Source organism: Myxococcales bacterium (assembly GCA_012517325.1).
GTDB lineage: Bacteria > Lernaellota > Lernaellaia > Lernaellales > Lernaellaceae > JAAYVF01.
On the sequence record JAAYVF010000132.1, the window covers coordinates 22,304 to 39,462 of the forward strand.

At 62.7% G+C, this 17,159-nt stretch carries 13 protein-coding genes and 1 pseudogene; 8 read left to right on the forward strand and 6 right to left on the reverse strand.

Annotated elements, in window-relative coordinates:
* Window positions 1-3 precede the first annotated feature (3 nt).
* The 4 genes from GX444_21255 to GX444_21270 are packed head-to-tail and all read right to left on the reverse strand — an operon-like array spanning window position 4 to window position 5,919.
* Window positions 4-1,737: a radical SAM protein gene (locus GX444_21255; protein NLH51111.1), complete on the reverse strand. Its 1,734-nt coding sequence runs from the start codon at window positions 1,735-1,737 to the stop codon at window positions 4-6.
* A complete protein-coding gene (locus tag GX444_21260; GenBank protein ID NLH51112.1) occupies window positions 1,734-3,458 on the reverse strand; it encodes a radical SAM protein in 1,725 nt (574 codons plus the stop codon). The genes GX444_21255 and GX444_21260 overlap by 4 nt, the downstream gene beginning before the upstream one ends.
* Window positions 3,459-3,480: 22 nt before the next feature.
* The gene (locus GX444_21265) at window positions 3,481-4,986 is read right to left on the reverse strand and encodes a carboxypeptidase M32 (protein NLH51113.1); all 1,506 of its coding nucleotides are present in this window, start codon (window positions 4,984-4,986) and stop codon (window positions 3,481-3,483) included.
* 30 nt (window positions 4,987-5,016) lie between these two features.
* A complete protein-coding gene (locus GX444_21270) occupies window positions 5,017-5,919 on the reverse strand; it encodes a glycosyl hydrolase family 43 (protein NLH51114.1) in 903 nt (300 codons plus the stop codon).
* Between the two features lie 154 nt (window positions 5,920-6,073).
* On the opposite strand from GX444_21270, the gene GX444_21275 reads away from it, so the two are divergent.
* The 5 genes from GX444_21275 (at window position 6,074) to GX444_21295 (ending at window position 11,176) form a co-directional block, all read left to right on the forward strand.
* Window positions 6,074-7,072, forward strand: coding sequence for a radical SAM protein (locus GX444_21275; protein ID NLH51115.1), 999 nt, complete (start codon window positions 6,074-6,076; stop codon window positions 7,070-7,072).
* Window positions 7,065-7,679 (forward strand): hypothetical protein, encoded by a 615-nt coding sequence (locus tag GX444_21280; protein NLH51116.1) that lies wholly within the window; start codon window positions 7,065-7,067, stop codon window positions 7,677-7,679. The genes GX444_21275 and GX444_21280 overlap by 8 nt, the downstream gene beginning before the upstream one ends.
* An 89-nt stretch (window positions 7,680-7,768) precedes the next feature.
* On the forward strand, window positions 7,769-8,143 hold the full coding sequence (locus GX444_21285; protein ID NLH51117.1) for a hypothetical protein: 375 nt from the start codon (window positions 7,769-7,771) through the stop codon (window positions 8,141-8,143).
* The gene (locus GX444_21290) at window positions 8,137-9,741 is read left to right on the forward strand and encodes a hypothetical protein (protein ID NLH51118.1); all 1,605 of its coding nucleotides are present in this window, start codon (window positions 8,137-8,139) and stop codon (window positions 9,739-9,741) included. The genes GX444_21285 and GX444_21290 overlap by 7 nt, the downstream gene beginning before the upstream one ends.
* 43 nt (window positions 9,742-9,784) lie before the next feature.
* Window positions 9,785-11,176 (forward strand): hypothetical protein, encoded by a 1,392-nt coding sequence (locus GX444_21295; GenBank protein NLH51119.1) that lies wholly within the window; start codon window positions 9,785-9,787, stop codon window positions 11,174-11,176.
* Between the two features lies 1 nt (window position 11,177).
* Here the strand turns inward: GX444_21295 and GX444_21300 are convergent, their stop codons facing one another.
* On the reverse strand, window positions 11,178-12,911 hold the full coding sequence (locus GX444_21300) for a CocE/NonD family hydrolase (GenBank protein NLH51120.1): 1,734 nt from the start codon (window positions 12,909-12,911) through the stop codon (window positions 11,178-11,180).
* 233 nt (window positions 12,912-13,144) lie between these two features.
* Window positions 13,145-13,354, reverse strand: a pseudogene (locus tag GX444_21305) (hypothetical protein).
* Between the two features lie 1,432 nt (window positions 13,355-14,786).
* Here GX444_21305 and GX444_21310 point away from each other — a divergent pair.
* From GX444_21310 to GX444_21320, 3 genes are all read left to right on the forward strand, one after another.
* A complete protein-coding gene (locus GX444_21310; protein ID NLH51121.1) occupies window positions 14,787-16,136 on the forward strand; it encodes an MATE family efflux transporter in 1,350 nt (449 codons plus the stop codon).
* A 61-nt stretch (window positions 16,137-16,197) separates the two neighbouring features.
* The gene (locus tag GX444_21315) at window positions 16,198-16,503 is read left to right on the forward strand and encodes a winged helix-turn-helix transcriptional regulator (GenBank protein NLH51122.1); all 306 of its coding nucleotides are present in this window, start codon (window positions 16,198-16,200) and stop codon (window positions 16,501-16,503) included.
* Between the two features lie 230 nt (window positions 16,504-16,733).
* Window positions 16,734-16,940: a zinc ribbon domain-containing protein gene (locus GX444_21320; GenBank protein NLH51123.1), complete on the forward strand. Its 207-nt coding sequence runs from the start codon at window positions 16,734-16,736 to the stop codon at window positions 16,938-16,940.
* The last annotated feature ends 219 nt before the right edge of the window (window positions 16,941-17,159 follow it).

Below are 17,159 nucleotides of genomic sequence, written 5' to 3' on the forward strand. Positions count from 1 at the left end.
TCGTCAATCCACGCGCGGTTTCGCCCAGACACCCCAGGCGCCGACCAGATCGCCGGACGGATGCGGATCGGTCGACAACGCCAGGCTCACCGTGCGGCCGGCATACTCGGTCAGATCGACCGCCACCTCGTGCCAGCGGTTTTCCTCCGGGTTCGCCTTGGGATCGAGATACCGCGCGAAGCATTCATGGCCGTCGATTTCCACCTGAAAACGGACGCCTTTGCCGCCCCAACCCAAGCAAAGCGGGTCGAGGGCGATCGCGGCTGAAAAACGCGCGCCGGCGGGCACGAAAACCCGCCAAACGACCCGGCTGCGCGGATGGGCAAAGAGGCACAGCCGCTCGTCGCCGTCGATTTTCACCAGGTTCAGCCGCACCGGCTCATGGGCCAGTTCGCGCCCCACCCGGGCCGCGGGCAACTCGGCCAGCAGATCATACGAACCGAGCCGTTCCTTTTCCGCCTTGAGGCGCAGGGTCTCGCGGCGGAATTCCCAAAAGACTTCCTCCAACCGCTCGCGGCCGACCGCACCGGGTTTGAGGATCGATTTTTCGAAATAGGTCGGCCGGCCCGGTTGGTCGATCAGGTTTTCCGCCACGCAACGTCGATGCAGGCGCGTGCCCGGATAGGGATAGAAAATCGAGCACTGCGCGCCATTGGGCCGCAACTCACGGTGCAGGGCGAACAGGTCGCGGATCGTCTCCTCGGTTTCTCCGGGGAAGCCGACCATGTTGAAAGTCCAGGTCTGCAGGCCGATTTCGTCGCACCAGCGGAAAACCCGGCGCAGGTCGTCGTTGCTCATGCGGCGGTTCAGCACCTCGGCGCGCAGGCGTTCGTTGCCCGCCTCGACGCCCGCCATCACCATGTAACAGCCGGCGTCCTTCAGGGTCTGCAGAATCTCCCGCGTGACGGTCTGCACGTGGATGTAAATCTTGAAGGGGTACGAAAACCGTTCGCGGTACAGCGCGCAGAATCGCCGCACCCAATCGTGATCCAGGGTGAAGATGTCGTCCTCGAAAAAGATTTTGCGAAACGGGAGGTGCGCCGCGAGGTGGGCGACCAGGGCGATCATTTTTTCCGGGCGGCACATCCGCACGTACGGCCCGAGCCCCCGGTAGGCTTCACGGCGCGCGCTGTTGGCGCAATAGGCGCAGTCGAAGGGGCAGCCGCGCCCGCCCATGATGCCGATCTCGCCCAGCGCGTCGCGCAGAATTTCGTCGTGGTCCCACATCGCGCGGTCGTCGATCGGCAAGGCGTCGAGATCCGCGACCAGCGGCCGGCGCGGATTGCGTTCCACCGTTCCGTCGGGGCGGCGTTGCCACAAATTGCCGATACCGCCGGCCGGGCGACCGGCCTCGCGCGCGGCGCACCACTCGACGACGGCCGCCTCGCCCTCGCCGATGCAGACCACGTCGGCGAACGGCTCGCCGATCACGCTTTCCGGATCGAGGATCGCGTGAATGCCGCCGAACACGCAGGGCAGATCCGTCGCTTCCTTGACCCACCGAGCGTAACGCGGTGCGTCCACCCACTGATGAGTGTTGACCGGAAAAAACACGGCGTCCGGCGCGGCGGCGCGCAGCCGCGCGAGAAATTCGTCGCGCGCGAGGTGGTGGCGCAGGTAGAGCAGTTCGCTCGTGTGTCCCGCGCGCCGCAAGCAGGCATCCAGTTGGCCGACGCCGTGATTGTAATGCACGTAATTGCCCGTCCCGGCATCGAGGTAGACCCACCAGATCTTCATCCGTCGCTCCGCGTCAAATGGGGATGGCCCCAAAGCGCCCAAAGCGCCGTCAGGTCGTCACCGCTTTCCGGTGCGGTCAAGAGCCGCAACGATCCCTTTTCGGCGAGGCGAAAATCGGCCGCGACCTCGTGCCAGCCGCGGTCTTCGACCCGGCGCCACGGATTCAACGCGCGGTCCAGGCAAGTCTCGTCACCGGCGCGGACGAGGAATCGCACTCCGTGGCCGTCCCATTCGTAGCAGCGCGGGTCCAGCGCCAGCGCCGCGAAAAAGCGATAACGTCCGGGCGGCAATTCGTAGGCGATCTCGCTGCGTGGATGGGCGAAAAGCGCGAATTTCGTCTCGCGGCCGATCCGCGCGCGCTGTGGGACGACGGGCTCGGCCCCCGTCCGCCGGACCAGCTCCGGCGCCCAGCGTTCGACCAGATCCACTTCGCCGCGCCGCGCCGCCGCCAGGGCCCGCCGTAGCGCCCGCTCTTCCAGCTCCGGTATCGCCGCACAAAAAGCGCGATAGGTTTCGCGTTGTCGATCGCTCGGAAAACCGGGCAGTTCGAGCGCCGGTTCGGCTGAAAAATACGTCGGCCGCGCGACGCCGCGATGCAGTTTTTCCACCCGGCAGCGTTCGGCGAGTTTCGTTCCCGGGTACGGTTCGAACAGGCTGACCTGGATCTGGTCGGGCAGCGTCGCGGCGCAAAGGTCGCGCGTGGCCTGCGCTGTTTCCGGCGTTTCGCCGGGCACGCCGAGAATGTGAAATGCGCGCGTCACGATGCCCAGTTCGCGGCACCAATCAAAAAACTCGGTGATTTGCGCATTGCTCATTTGGCGCCCGAGCACCTCAGCGCGGATGCGCGGGTCGCCGTGTTCCACGCCGACGTTCACCATCCACAGGCCGGCCGCGCGCAGCCGTCGCAGATCGTCCCGCGAAATCGCGCCGATCCGCGCGTAGACGCGAAACGGCAGCGCAAACCGGCTTGGGAACTCACGCAGGAATTCTTCGAGGAATTCACGGTTGAGCGTGAAAATATCGTCCTCGAAGTAAAGCGAATCGACCGCGTAACGACCGCACAAGCAATCCAGTTCCGCCAGCAGGTGCGACACGCTTCGCCACCGCACCCAGGGCTCGCCGGAATAAAGCCGCCGCCAGCCTTCGTTGCAGCAATAGGTGCAGGGATACGGGCAGCCGCGGCCGGCGAGCGCCGTCAGTTCGCCGCCGTTGACCCGCAGGATTTCCGCCATCGGGAAATGCCGCCGGTCGTAAATCGGCAGCGCGTCCAGGTCGGTCAGCAACGGACGAAGCGCCGGGCGGTCGGTTCCCGTTTGGACATTGGCGATCGCGGTCAACGGTTTGCCGCCGGCCAGGTCGAGCAGCGCCCCCTCGCCCTCGCCGACGCAGACGCCGTCGCAGACCGCGGCGGCCAGGATTTCCTCGGGCGCGAAGGTCGCGTGCACGCCGCCCGCGAGCACGGGAACGCCGGCCTCGCGGGCCCAGGCCATCAGTTGCCGGGCGAACGGCCATTGGTGCGAGGAGAAACCGCAGGCGAGCCAATCGGGCGCGGCGGCGCGCAGTTCGAGTCGCCAGGATTCGCGCGTCAGCATTTCCTGCGGCAGGGAAACGACGGGCTCGTGGCCGGCGGCGGCGAGTCCTGCGGCCAGTGCGCCCAGGCCGTGCGGGTAATGAAGGCCGTTGCGGGTCGCGATATTCGGCACGACAAGCAGGATTCGCATCGCGCGGCCCGCTCCGCCCGGCTTACAAGCGATAAAGCGGCGTGTATTTTTCGTCCAGGTAGTTCATGAACGGTTCGGCGCTCGGCTTTTTGCCGGTCACGCGCTCGATCAATTCGTTGCCGGCGTACCGTTTGCCGTGCACGTGGATATTCTTGCGCAGCCACCTGAGAATCGCCGTGAATCGTCCTTTTTCCACCAGCGCCAGGACGTCGGGAATGTCCGCGCGAATCTTTTCCCACAGTTGCGCCGCGTACAGGTTGCCGATGGTGTACGTCGGGAAATACCCCAGCGCGCCCAGCGACCAGTGCACGTCCTGCAACAGGCCGTTGGTGTTGTCGGGCACCGCGATGTCCAGGTACTCCTTCATCTTGGCGTTCCACAGCGCGGGCAGATCGTCGATCGCAACCCCGCCGGCCACCATCGCCCGCTCGATCTCGAAGCGCAGGATGATGTGCAGGTTGTAGGTGACCTCGTCGGCTTCCACGCGGATCAGCGACGGTTCGACGACGTTCACGCAATGGTAGAAGTTCTCCAGCGAGAGATCGCGCAGGGATTTGGCGAAGGTGCGCTGGAATTTCGGATAGAAATATTTCCAGAACGACAGGCTGCGGCCCATGATGTTTTCCCAGAAGCGGCTCTGGCTCTCGTGCACGCCGAGCGACACCGCGTCGCCCAGCGGCGTCCCCAGGTGCGGGTCGGGCAGCCCTTGTTCGTACAGACCATGGCCCGCCTCGTGAATCGTGCCGAACAGGTGCGGCCGCGGATCGTCGACGAAGAACCGCGTGGTCAGGCGGACGTCGCCCTTGTTGCCGCCGCAGAACGGATGCGCCGAAACATCGATGCGGCCGCCCTCGAAATCGAAGCCCATCTTCCGCAGGACCAGCCGGCTGAATTTTTTCTGCTTTTCGATCGGGTAGCGGCGGCCGGCGAGCAGCAGCCGGGCGTCGTAGCGCGGGGCGCTCAGAATGCGCTGCAAAAACGGCACCAGCCGGCCCTTCAGGTCGGTCAGCAGTTCGCGGATCGACCCCTCGGTCGCAAACGGCTCGTGCAGATCCAACATCGCGTCGTAGGGGCGCTCCGCGTAGCCCAGCGCCGCCGCCTCTTCCTTGCGCAGGCGGACGGTCTTGGCGAGAAACGGCGCGAAGCGGGCGTAATTGTTATCCTGCCGGGCCTCGATCCAGGCCATTTGCGCCTGACTGTTGTGGCGGCTGATTTCCTCGACGAGCGCGGTGGGCACCTTGGTGGCGCGGTCAACTTCGCGCTTGATCTCCCGAATGTTGACCTTGCCGTCCGCGGTCAGGGCAGTCGAATGGGCCGCCAGTTCGCCGACCTTGGCCACCATCGCCGGATCGGTCATTTTGCGGTGCACCAGGCCGTCCAGAAAGGCCAGTTGCTCGCTGCGCCGCTCGAGGCCCTTTTTCGGCAGATTGACCTGCAGATCCCAACTCAGCACCTGGTTCATGCTGTTGACCAGCCAGATTTCCTTGTACCAGGCGATGACTTCCGCGTACGTTTCCTTCAGCGACATCGTGCCTCTCCTTCGTTGCTTCGCCGCCGCCTACCACTCCGGCGCGGCGAACCCGATGCACTCGCGACCGCGCAGCCAACCGTCGCGGGCGTTGTAATAAAGACGCAGTTCGTTTCGATAAGCGACCAGGTCGAACGCGTAGACGAACGCGTTTTTCCAGCCGGGTTCGGGAGCGATGATCGGGCGATCGTGAACCGCCTCGAAGTACAGCCCGTCGCCCGAACGCAACAACAGGATCGCCGACCGGCTGCGGCCCTCCGCGTCGCGGTACAGGCCGTTGTTGAAGGCCCAGAAGCCCTTTTTGCCGTCGGCGTACACCTTGAGCGAACCGCCGCCGAAATTGCGGTACGGCTCGGCCGGATCGGGGCCGAGGAGCGGCAACGGATGCCGCTTGTACGGCCCGAGCACGGCATCGGCCTCGGCGTAGCCGACGTAGCGCGGCTCGAAATACAGGCAATCCCACAGCCAGATCCAGGAGGTGCTGTAATAAAGACGGTACCGCCCGTCGATTTTCAGCAGGCAGGGATTGCCGACGAAGCGGATCGCCTGCCCGTCCCAGTCGAAGGTCGGTTCGGCCAGCGTTTGCGGTTCGCTCCAGTGTTCGAGGTCGGCCGATTGCCGCGCGACCACCCGGGAAGTGCGGTAATTGCGCGCGTGCAATTCGTAGAGCAGGTAAAACGTGCCGTTTTCCGGGTAGATGAACGCCCGGAAACCGCGAAACAGCCGCTGGCCGACCTGCTCCCAAGCGATGCCGTCGTCGCTTTTAAAATGCAGGATGAAACCGACGCCGTTGGCGAACAGGTGCCATTTGCCGTCCGGCGACCGGTCGGGCGTCAACACGGTCGGATCGGCCAGCAGCCAATCCGGCTTCCGCGGTTCGATCAGCGGATTCGCCGGGAAATCCCGCCAGGTCGCCTTCGCTAAATCACGCATTAAAATCCTCGTTGAATTTCAGCGGAACCCGGCAAGTCTGCCAAGCCGGCGGCGGCTTGGCAAGCGGGAAGGCGAAATTGGCTGCCGCAACACGATCAGCCTGGCGACACAAGCGCGGATTCCCGCTTTTTTCCGACTCGCGCTATAATAAGGCATGATTCCTCTGCCGCGATTCGTCACTTTTCACGTCACCAACCGCTGCAACTGCCGGTGCCGCCATTGCAACATCTGGCAGTTGCCCGAGCCGCCCGCGCCGGAAACGGAACAGTTTTGCCGCGCCGTAGACGATCTGGCCGACTGGCTCGGCCCGACCGAATTGGTCGTGGCCGGCGGCGAGCCTCTGCTTTGCCGCCACACGCTGCCGGTGCTCGAACGGGCGGCGCGGCGCGGCCTGCGAGCTTCCCTGGCCACCAACGGCCTGCTGCTCGACGAGGACATCGTGCGGCGGCTGGCCGCGCTCGGCCTCGAGGCGGTAAACATCAGCCTGGACGGCTTCGACCACACGCACGACCGGATCCGCAACCAACCGGGAGCGTTCGCGCGAGTGCTGCAAGCCGCCGAGGCGCTGCACCGGGCCGGCATCCGCGTCTGTGCGATCTGCGTGCTCATGGACGACAACCTCGACCAGATCACCGGCCTGGTCGATTTCCTCGCGCGCGGCGACCTGTTCGACGGCATCTTCTTCCAGGCGATGGCGCTGCCGTTCGGCACGCGCGCGGCCATCCCCGGCTGGTGGCGGGAACACCCGCGGTTTCCGCACGACACCGCCCGCGTACGCGCCCTGCTCGACGAATTGCTGGCCATGAAGCGCGGCGGCTGGTTCATCCTCAACGAAGACAACCAATTCCCGGCGATGCAGGCCTACTTCGCCGCGCCCGATCGCTTCACGCTGGAGCGTTGCGCGGTCGGGGAGATCGGTTTCACGGTGAACGCCGGCGGCGACGTGATGCTGTGCAATTACTTGGAACCGATCGGCAACATCGCCCGGGGTTCGCTCCGCGACATCTATTATTCGCCGGAGGCTGAACGACGGCGCCGGGAAATGGCGGCCTGCCGGGACAACTGCCATCTGCTGATCAATTGCTGCTTCGATCCGTCACAACTGGTTTTACCTCCCGCGACGGCGGTCGCCACGGACGGCAGCCATGACTGAGCCGCCGGTGGGGATGCGCCGCCGCACCATTGCCCTGCTGATCGCGATCAATTTCGCCTATCTCTTTTTCTGTTGCTTTTTTCAGCCTCCCTGGCGTTACGAATACCCGTTCGAACTCATGGGCGACGTCATCGCCTTCGTGCTCTTCGTCGCGGGATACATCCTTTATCTGTTCGTATTCTGGCTGCTCGGCCGCCGGATGGCCTTTCGCCCGAAGACCCGGCTCATCGGTCATCTGCTGCCCCTGGCGGTGATGACGGCGTTTTTCTTCCGCGATCTGACCGGCATCGGCGCGTACAACGGCGAACAGGTCATCCCCTCGCCCGATCGGTCACTGACGCTGGAAACCTACATCAATTGGCAGGCGAAGCATCCGACGGCCTGCAAAACCTGCGTCGTCCTGCGTGTTAGGGACAAGGACGGCCGTGTTTTGACCGAAATTGATACCCATGCCAGCGATGTCCAGGGTTGGTCGGTCGATTGGCTGGACAACGAGCAGATCGATTTTCACAGCAGCGATATCGGCGACACGAAATACCGGCGAGTCAGCGAGCGGGAATGGGCGCCGGTCGACCGCCAATCGCCTCGTTCCGATTTCAACGAATAGAATGCTTTTGTCTCCCCGCGTATCCAAATCCGGTTGTCTGCTTCCGGCCGGCAAGGTATATTGATCGCGACATTTTTCAGGAGAATTCGATGCGCGTCGGCCGGATCATCGGTTTTTCGTTCACCGTGCTTTTTATCCTCCTGGGTTTGATCTTTCTGCTGGCCACGGGCAGCGCGCAGAACACCAACAAGAGCCAGGACCTGACGCTCGGCCTGATCCTCCTGGCGATCGGCATCGGCCTGCTGGTGCTGGTCTTGAAATTTCTGCCCGCGACCAAGGTGGAACACACGGTCATTCAGCGGGTGGAACTGACCGGAAAAATCGACCTGAACCAGATCAAGTGCCGCAACTGCGGCGGCAGCCTCGCCGCCGAGAGCCTCAAAATCGCCGGCGACGGAACGGTCGTCGCCTCTTGCCCGTATTGCGGCACCACGTTTCACGTCACGGAGGAACCCAAATGGTAAGCCGACGCGTTTGGCTGCTGGCCTTCCTCCTGCTGCTGGCCTTCGCGCCCGCCGCCGAAGCCGTAACCTACCTGTTCGAAGTGCCGTCGATGACCATCGACCTCCGGCCGCAGACCGACGGCGGTTTGCACGTCCGCTACGACATCGTTTTCAAAAATCTCAGTTCGGACCCGATCGACATCGTCGACATCGGCACCCCCGATAAGAACTTCGCCCTTGGAACGTTCACCGCGACGCTCAACGGCAAGCCGCTCGGCGAGGTCCGCCCCAGTTCCTACGTCACCGGCGTGGAAGTACCGCTGACCGGCCATGAAATCCGCACCGGCAAGACCGGCCGGCTGGTCGTCGAATTCACCCACCCCAAAATGGTCTATGCGGACAGCGACGACGACGCCTACACCAGCGTCGAGTTCGGCAACACCTACTTCGGCGCCGAATACGCCAAGAGCACCATGGACCTGACGGTGAACTGGCATTTCCCGGACGGCGTGACCGGCAACGAGACCAAGTGGCACGGCGACGAGCCGACGAGCAAAAAGGTGAGCGGCGACCACATCGTCTTCACCTACGAAAAACCGGCCGCCTCGCCGAGCCAGATGTACAAGTTCGGCATCGGTTTTCCCGCCCGCGTCATGCAGCCGGGCGCGATCGTCAAGGTGACGTTGCTCGATAGCTGCCTCGGCCTGCTAGCCGCCCTGGTGGGCGCGCTGGCGGGTCTGATGGCGATGATCTTCCCGATCGCCCTGTTCGCCGTGCCGATCATTCTGCGCCTGGTGCTGCATCGCCGCCGCATGAAGCATTACCTGCCGCCCGCCCTGGGCATCGAAGGCGCCGGACCGAAACGCGGCCTGACGGCCCCCGAGGCCGCCGTTGTGCTGGAAATGCCGCCCGACCGGGTATTGATGATGATCCTCTTCAGCCTGATGAAAAAAGGCGCCGTCACCGTTCAATCGACCAAACCGCTGAAGCTCGCCAAGGCCGACGTGATTCCCGACGAACTGCGCCCATACGAAAAAGACTTTATCGGCACGATCCGCAAAGACGGCACCCCCGCCGAGGGCAAGCTGCGCGACCTGTTCGTCGATTTCATCAAGGCCGTGAACGCGAAGCTCAAGGGGTTTTCGCGCAAGGAAACCAAGGCGTTCTATCAAAGCGTCGTCGCCGCGGCCTGGAAACAGGTGGAAGGCGCCGCGACGCCGGAGGTCGGCAACCTCTTCGCCGACCGGGCGGAATGGCTGGCGATGGACGAGGATTTCGGCCGGAAATCCGATCGTATGTTCCGCGAACGCGAGGTGATCTTCCTGCCGGATTGGTGGCATCACGGCTGGGGTTATAGCCGGCCGGTCGCCACGGCTGGCGGCGCGGCGCCCGGGCCGTTCTCCCTGCCCGGCGCGGATTTCGCGCACCAGTTCACTTCGTCCCTGTCGGCTTTTTCCAGCAACATCGTCGAGTCCATCTCCTCGTTTACCAATTCCAACACGTCCAAAACCAATCCGCCGCCGGTCACGACCAGTTCGGGCGGACATAGCGGCGGCGGTTGCGCCTGCGCCTGCGCTTGCGCCGGCTGTGCCTGTGCGTGTGCGGGAGGCGGTCGCTAGCATGGGTTTCCCCAAGGCGGGAAAGCGGTAGGAAATCAAGCGCATGAATTTACGGAAATGGGATCGCGCGGACACGGTCGGCTTGCTCTGCATTGCCGTCGGGTTGGGCGCGAATTTCCTGGTTCTGCAAAAATTGGTCAGCCCCACCGGCCAGATGCATACCCTCGTCTACAAGATTGCCATCACCGCCTTCGATCTGCTGGCGGTGGCGACGGGCGTTTTTCTGTTTCGCCGCGATCGCGTCAAGCTGCGAAAAGACAAGCGGCGCGCACTGGCTTTTTCGCTTTCGCTGGTACTTTCCCTCGTCGCGCTGGAGTTGTTTTTACGGCTCTACGACGACTATTTCCGGCCGCAACCGCCGCACGCCGGCTTCCTGCAAGCGAATCCGCACGGCACGGGCAGCTTTCGATTGATGCCGAACACCGAAAAGGAACTGCTGCTCATGGGCCGTAAAAGCGTGGTGCGAATCAACTCGCTCGGCCTGCACGGCCCCGAGGTCCGGCGCGAGCCCGACCCGGGCCGGCCGCGCGTCGCCTTCGCCGGCGATTCCTTCACCTTCGGTTCGTTCGCCAGCGATTACGAGAAAACCTTCGTCAGCGTGTTCCAGCGAAAAGTGAAGCCGTCGATCGAAGCGTTGAATTTCGGCGTTTTCGGTTACGGCGTGGACGACATCCGGCTTTACCTGTCCGAGGAAATCCTTTCGTTCCACCCGGACTATCTCGTGGTCGTGATCTACGCGGGCAACGACTTTTCCGACACCTATCTCGGCTTGAACAAGCGGATCATCAACCCGGACGGGACGCTCGTCTGGAACGAAGCCTTGCTCGCCGAAAAAATCCCGCCGGAGTGGCGGCACAAGGAAAGCGCCGCCGGTCCGCCGAAGAACAACCGTCTGGGTTTGCGGCTGATCGAGGGCCTGGAATCGCTTCGCGTCGCCAACCTGCTGATGGACCTGACCTTCCGCTGGAACCAGCGGTTCATCGAAAAATCCGACTTTACCAGGTTCCGCGTACACGACGACTTTCAAAGCGCGACGTTCTGGAGCCGCAAGGATTATCCGCCGATCGCCCGGGAAGCCGTCGCGGCCGTTCTGGACGAGCTGGCGCGTATTCAAGCCATTTGCAACGAACACGGCATCGTCCTGGCCCTCGCCGCGTTGCCCAGCAAGGAACAGGTTTACACGAAGCAACCGGTCGGGGCGGATTATGACATCGCCTATCCGCAGAAATTTCTCGCCGACTTCGCCGCCGAACGGCGGATTCCATACCTGGATCTGCAACCGATCCTGCGCCGCGCCTACCACGAGGAAGGGAAGTCGCCGTTCATGAACAACGACTCGCACTTCAACGACACCGGACATCGGCTGGTCGGCAAAGCGCTGGTGCGGTTTTTCCTCGAGGCCGTGCAGCCGTCGCGGCAGCAGCCCCTGCCCTGATTCAGCGGACGCTCAACAGCAGCAGGCTCGGCCGCTCGTCGTCGTGGAAAATCTTGATCCGCGCTTTTTCGTATTGCCGCGCGGCGCCCACCTCGTCGGCGGTGCAGGGATTGGGCGCGAAACGCGGGAAATTGGAGGCCGCGACGTGGACGCGCAACTGGTGGCCCTTTTTCACGATGTGGCTGATGCCCCACAGGTCGACCTCGATTTCCGTCGGCTTGCCGGGTTCGAGCCAGGCGGGCCGGTCGCCGTTGCGATAACGGGCGCGGGCGATGCCGTCGACCAGGATGCGCGCCGCCCCGTCATCGTCCACGTCCAGCAGGCTCACGGCGATGTCGACGTCCGGCGTGCTGGCGCTGAACCAGATTTTCGCGCGGATCGGGCCGGTGATTTCCAGCTCTTCGGTGAACGTCTTGGACGTATAAACCAAAACGTCTTCGCGCCGCCCCTGCTTGGCGACGTCGGCGGGTCCGGCGAAGATGGGCGGATACAGCGCTCCGCCCAGCGTCGGCACCAGTTGCGCGGGATCGTGGACGAATTGATCGCTAATTTCAGTGCCGGGCTTGGTGCGGCCGAGATCGCCGTCGCCGATCCGCTGCGCCTGGCCGCCCGAATGCAGGTACCAGCGCTCGACCCGGGCGTTGGGCGGCGGCCAGTCGCCGAGGTTGCGCCATTCGTTGATGCCCGTGGTGAACACCCGGACGCGCGGCAGGTCGACCTTCCCCTGGCCCATCAGGTAGGCGTCGAACCACTCCAGGTAGATTTTTGAAAACGACAGGAAATCGGCGTCGGAACCGAAATTGACGCCTTGCAATTTGTGGTTGAAGGAGTGCGCCCACGGGCCCATGATCAACCGGCTTTCACGCCGTGCCAGGCGGCCGCCGTTGGCGTTTAATTCCTTCCAATCCGCCAGCATGCTGCCGGCGAACAGATCGTACCAGCCGCCGACCATCAGCACCGGCGCATTGACGTTTTCCCAGCGGCCTTCGCTGCTGGCCGGCCGCCAATAGGCGTCGAACGTATCGTGTTTGATCCAATTCTTGAAGAACGGAATCGATCGGCCGAACCGTTGTTCGGCGTTCATCAGCGGCGGTTCCCAATTCATGAGGCGTTCGAAATCGATGTTCTCGTTGCTGCGGTGGCCGGCGTTGGCGACGCCCCAACCCATGGCCGTCAGGTACGACAAGGCGCCCTGGCGGTAGATAATGTCGTAGATGCGGCTGCCGGTGACGGTCGGCGTCAGGGCTTGGACCGATTTTTCGGAGTAAGAGGCGGCTTGCCATTGCGTGAAGCCGAAGTAGCTCATGCCGAACAAGCCAACCACGTCGTTGTTCCACTTCTGTCGCCTGACCCAGTCGACCGTGTCGGCGCCGTCCGGGCCCTCGTTGCGGAACGGGTCCCACTCTCCCTCGCTGTCGTAGCGGCCGCGCACGTCCTGAACCACCACCGCGTAGCCGCGCTTGGCGTAGATTTTCGCGAGCACCGACTGGCCGGAGCCCTTGCCGTAAGGCGTGCGGATCAGAATGGCGGGGAAAGGCCCCTCGGTTTTCGGCAGATACAGGTCCGTGGCCAGCCGGACGCCGTCGCGCATCGACGCCATGACCGTGCGCACGTCCTGCAGGTCGTACTCGCCGGGCCGCACGCCGTAAGCCTGGCTGAGAATCGCCGCGCACCCGCCGACGATCAAGAGAATCCCCAGTGCGAACGCCCAACGCACCAGCGGCAACCGTCGCATCCCGTTTCTCCTTCGCCGTGATTATCCGTGGCTTCGCTTAAGTATGCTCACTTTTTTCGTTTTGCGAAGGGGCGCCAAGCCTCTTTGAATATTGGTTCAAAACCGATTATATTAAAGGGTCTTGGTTGGTTGCGGATCCCAAATTCAGGAGGTTTCTCATGTCTTGCTGCCGATTCTTTCTTCCCCTGCTCTTGGCCGTGCTCTTGATCGGTTTCGCCCTTACGGCCTGCGGCGACGATGACGACGACAACGACAACGACAACGACAACTCGCCGGTCGACGACGATACCGGCGGCGCGGACGATGACGACGACGATAACGACGACAACGACGATAACGACGATAACGATGACAACGACGATAATGACGACAACGACGACAATGACGACAACGACGACAATGACGACGTGACGCCCGACGACTACCTCGCGCCCTGGCCGCAGGACGCGCTGGAGCCGCGGGACTACGACGAAACGCCGACCGCCGGCGATCTCCGCGTCAAAGCGGAGGAATACGACGCTTGGCATCTGGCCTGGCATCAGCCCGACAAGGGCGGCACCGTCGAAACGACCTTTGCCGACGACACCTGGACCACTCCGGTGGGTTACGGCGGTTGGGGCGACAGCACCATCTGGACCGGCACCTACCTGGGCAGCCAGGCGCTGCGCTACTACGTGACCGGCGACGCCCAGGCCAAGCAAAACGCAATCAACATGGTGCACACGCTTTCCGGCCACCTGCACGTGACCGGCGTGACCGGCTTCATCGCCCGCTATTGGGGCTCGCAAACCTCGCTGATCTATCAGGGCGACGAATGGTGCGACAACCCCGATACCCGCTGCCACCACATCGAGGACGGCGAATTCGCCGGCGACTTCTGGTGGGGCGAAACGAGCCGCGACCAGTACACCGGTTGGTTCTTCGGCATGACGATGGCGTATGACCTGGTCGACGACGAGGACATGCGGCAGATCATCCGCGACGACATCGCCGAGGTGCTGCTCACCCTGCGCGACCAGAACTGGCGCATCCTCAACGAAAACGGCCAGCCGACCGACGCCGCGCCGCAAATCCTGCCGCCTTTCCGGGTGTCCTGGCTGATGGCGGGCTATCACATCACCGGCAACGAGGAAACCAAAACCGAATTGCAGAAATGGCTGCTCGACAGCAGCCGGACCTCGATCCGCCTCGCGACCATCAACTTCATGAACCAATACGCGCAGTATTACGGCAACAATCTCAGCCACACGAACTGGTATACGTTCCTGCGCCTGGCACGCGTCTACCTGAGCGATGACGACTACCTGTGGTACCGCGACTACTTCTCCACCCACGAACATTCCTACACGCGGCTGTCGCACAACGCCTGGTTCGAGGGCATCTACATGAGCCAGGGCGACTACACGCCCGCGGCGAAGGACGATCCCTATTACGACCAGGTGCTGCAGGATTTGACCGAATTCCAGGACGCGCCGAATTTCGGCTTTTACCGCCCCGAGCAAACCGGCGTGACGCTGGATCCGGTTTCGGTCTTCCTCTACAATCTGGAGCAGCAGTTCCCCTTCATCAGCGACCTGATCGGCACCATCAATCCGCAGGCGCTGGAAGCCTTCCCGGTGCCGCTGCAATGCTCGGAGGACTTCCTCTGGCAGCGCAATCCCTTCGTGGTCGGGGCTTGCGGCGCGGACCAGCCGGAACACGTCAATCCGGGCGTCGATTACCTCGTGGCCTATTGGCTGGCGAGCTACCACAAATTCATCACCAAGGACATGTAACGACATCCGCGATGCGCACGGCGGCCGGGCCGGGCCCGGCCGCTTTTTTTTCGCCCGGCGACTCCCCCGGCCTCGGGAAACCGTGTAAGCTCGCCGAACGATGGAACGCCGATACGATCTGACCTCCGGACCGTTGATCCCGAGCATCCTGCGGCTCGCGGGCCCCGCCGTGCTGATGATGCTCTTGCAGGGCGTGTACAATTACATCGACACCTATTTCGTCGGGTACCTGGGCGCCGAAGCGCTGGCCGGGATCAGCACCGGTGCGTTCATTCTCTGGATGACGTTTTCGCTGGCCAATCTGCTGGCAGTGGGCGCGGCGGCCAAGGTGGCGCGCCGCCTGGGCGAACGCAATCGCGTGGAAGCCGACCGGACGGCCTTGCGCGGCATGATCTACGTCGTCGGCTGGGCCGGGTTGATCGGCGTCGTCTTGTATTTCGGCTCACCCCTGCTCTTTCGCCTGATGAACACGCCGGAAAAAGTCACCACGGACGGACTGGCTTTTTTAATGCCGCAAATTTACGCGATGCCGCTGGTCTTTCTTTCCTTTCTGGTCAACGGCATTTTTTCCTCGGCCGGCGACACGCGCAGCCCGTTCTTCATCATGTTTCTGAGCTTGCTGCTCAACGCCTTTCTCGACCCGCTGATGATCTTCGGCTTCGCCGGTTTCCCGGCGATGGGCATCGCCGGCGCCTCCTGGGCGACGGTGATCGCGCGGTTGGTCTGGCTTTACCTGACCTTGCGCAAACTGACGGCGACCGGCGGCGCGATCTCACTGCGGGCGCATCGTCGGCTCGGCGCCGGTTGGCGGGATTTGCTGTCCATCGCCCGGATCGGCGCGCCGAAAACCCTGACCGGCGTCCTGTTCTCGGGCGTTTACATGGCGTTGACCCGCATCGCCGCCGACTACGGAACGCCGCAGATCGCCGCGCTGCGCATCGGCCACATCTACGAAGGCATTACCTTTCTTTCGTCGCTCGGCTTTTCCATGGCCGTCGGCGCGGTGGTCGGGCAGAACCTGGGCGCCGGCGATTCGCGGCGAGCGGCGAAAGCGGCGTGGAGCACCGCCCTGATCGTCGCCCTTTTTGCGGCGGGTGTGGGCGCCGCGTTTCGTTTCGCGGCCGTTCCGCTCGCCGGCGTCTTCAGTCTGGACAGCTCGGTAATCCATGCCGCCGCGGGATACCTCTTGATCCTGGCCTGGAGCCAGCCGTTCATGGCGGTAGAAATGGTCATCGAAGGCTGTTTTTCCGGCGCGGGCGATACGGTGCCGCCGATGGTCATTCAATTGCCGTTGACCGTGCTGCGTTGGCCGGCGGCCTATTTCATGGCCTATCACACCAGTCTGGGCGTGGAGGGCGTTTGGTGGGCGATCAGCGGCTCGTCCATCTTGAAAGCCGTTCTGCTCGCCTGGTGGTTCCGCCAGGGCCGCTGGGTAAAAAAGAAGGTTTGAACTATTTTCGGCAAATCCGCGGTTGACAAATGCATCAATGTAGATATATAGTATATTCACTATGATTGACAAAGAAAAAAGCACTTTATTGAATCCGCAGGTGGCGTACCGGCGTTCCGAAACGCTCAAGGCGCTGGGGCATCCGATCCGCTTGAGCATTGTCGAACTGCTCAATCAGCAGGAACACAATGTCGGCGACCTGGCGCGCGAACTGACTCTGGACAGTGCCATCGTCAGCCAACAATTGAAAATCCTTCGGATGTCGGGGCTCGTGCAATCCGAGCGGCGCGAGGGGCACAGCTTTTACCGGTTGGCGATTCCCCAACTTTCGCGCCTGCTCGAGTGCCTGCGTTCCTGCGATCATTGAAAAATCCGTTTTGACGACGGGATAGAAAAAAATGAAAGACGCATTGCTGCCGATTCTCATTCTCGCCCTGTGGCTGGCCTTGCAGTTGTGGATTCTCCCCGCACTCGGCGTCTCCACCTGACTGCGCTCGACTTGCAATCTCCCGGGCGGAGAGAAAACGAAAGAAAACAACACCGGTTCCCTGCCGGCTGAAAGCCAGACCGAGAAACATGTGCCAGGGGTAAACGATCATGCCGATTTATGAATACACCTGCGATGATTGCGGCCATCGTTTTGAAAAACTGGTCCGTTCCGCCGATCCGGCGGCGCCGGCTTGCCCGAGTTGTCAGTCGGCGAAAACCCACAAGCAACTGAGCGGCTTTGTGTCGCGTTCCGGGAATTCGGTCGGCGGTGGAAGCAGCGCGGCACCGGCGCCTTCATCCTCACGTTTCACCTGAGCGGGCAACTGCTGAAACCCGCGTGACGGGTTGCCGATTGTACTATCCGGCGTGATTCGGCTGTCATTCACCCAAGCTTATGAGTTCGGCGGAAAATGGACAATTCCATTTGGAATCCTCTAAAAAAATGGCAAATTTTTTCAATTTTAATGGTTTCCGGTTCTATATTTTTCCGTTTTGATTGATCCCAACCGCCCTATTTGGGAATAAAATCAAAAT

Excerpts from the sequence above, each read along its gene's own strand:
- GX444_21255 (NLH51111.1), bottom strand. The coding sequence starts at position 1,737 with ATGAAGATCTGGTGGGTCTACCTCGATGCCGGGACGGGCAATTACGTG.
- GX444_21300 (NLH51120.1), bottom strand. The coding sequence starts at position 12,911 with ATGCGACGGTTGCCGCTGGTGCGTTGGGCGTTCGCACTGGGGATTCTC.
- GX444_21320 (NLH51123.1), top strand. The coding sequence starts at position 16,734 with ATGCCGATTTATGAATACACCTGCGATGATTGCGGCCATCGTTTTGAA.
- GX444_21285 (NLH51117.1), top strand. The coding sequence starts at position 7,769 with ATGCGCGTCGGCCGGATCATCGGTTTTTCGTTCACCGTGCTTTTTATC.
- GX444_21280 (NLH51116.1), top strand. The coding sequence starts at position 7,065 with ATGACTGAGCCGCCGGTGGGGATGCGCCGCCGCACCATTGCCCTGCTG.
- GX444_21310 (NLH51121.1), top strand. The coding sequence starts at position 14,787 with ATGGAACGCCGATACGATCTGACCTCCGGACCGTTGATCCCGAGCATC.
- GX444_21265 (NLH51113.1), bottom strand. The coding sequence starts at position 4,986 with ATGTCGCTGAAGGAAACGTACGCGGAAGTCATCGCCTGGTACAAGGAA.
- GX444_21260 (NLH51112.1), bottom strand. The coding sequence starts at position 3,458 with ATGCGAATCCTGCTTGTCGTGCCGAATATCGCGACCCGCAACGGCCTT.
- GX444_21315 (NLH51122.1), top strand. The coding sequence starts at position 16,198 with ATGATTGACAAAGAAAAAAGCACTTTATTGAATCCGCAGGTGGCGTAC.
- GX444_21290 (NLH51118.1), top strand. The coding sequence starts at position 8,137 with ATGGTAAGCCGACGCGTTTGGCTGCTGGCCTTCCTCCTGCTGCTGGCC.
- GX444_21270 (NLH51114.1), bottom strand. The coding sequence starts at position 5,919 with ATGCGTGATTTAGCGAAGGCGACCTGGCGGGATTTCCCGGCGAATCCG.
- GX444_21295 (NLH51119.1), top strand. The coding sequence starts at position 9,785 with ATGAATTTACGGAAATGGGATCGCGCGGACACGGTCGGCTTGCTCTGC.
- GX444_21275 (NLH51115.1), top strand. The coding sequence starts at position 6,074 with ATGATTCCTCTGCCGCGATTCGTCACTTTTCACGTCACCAACCGCTGC.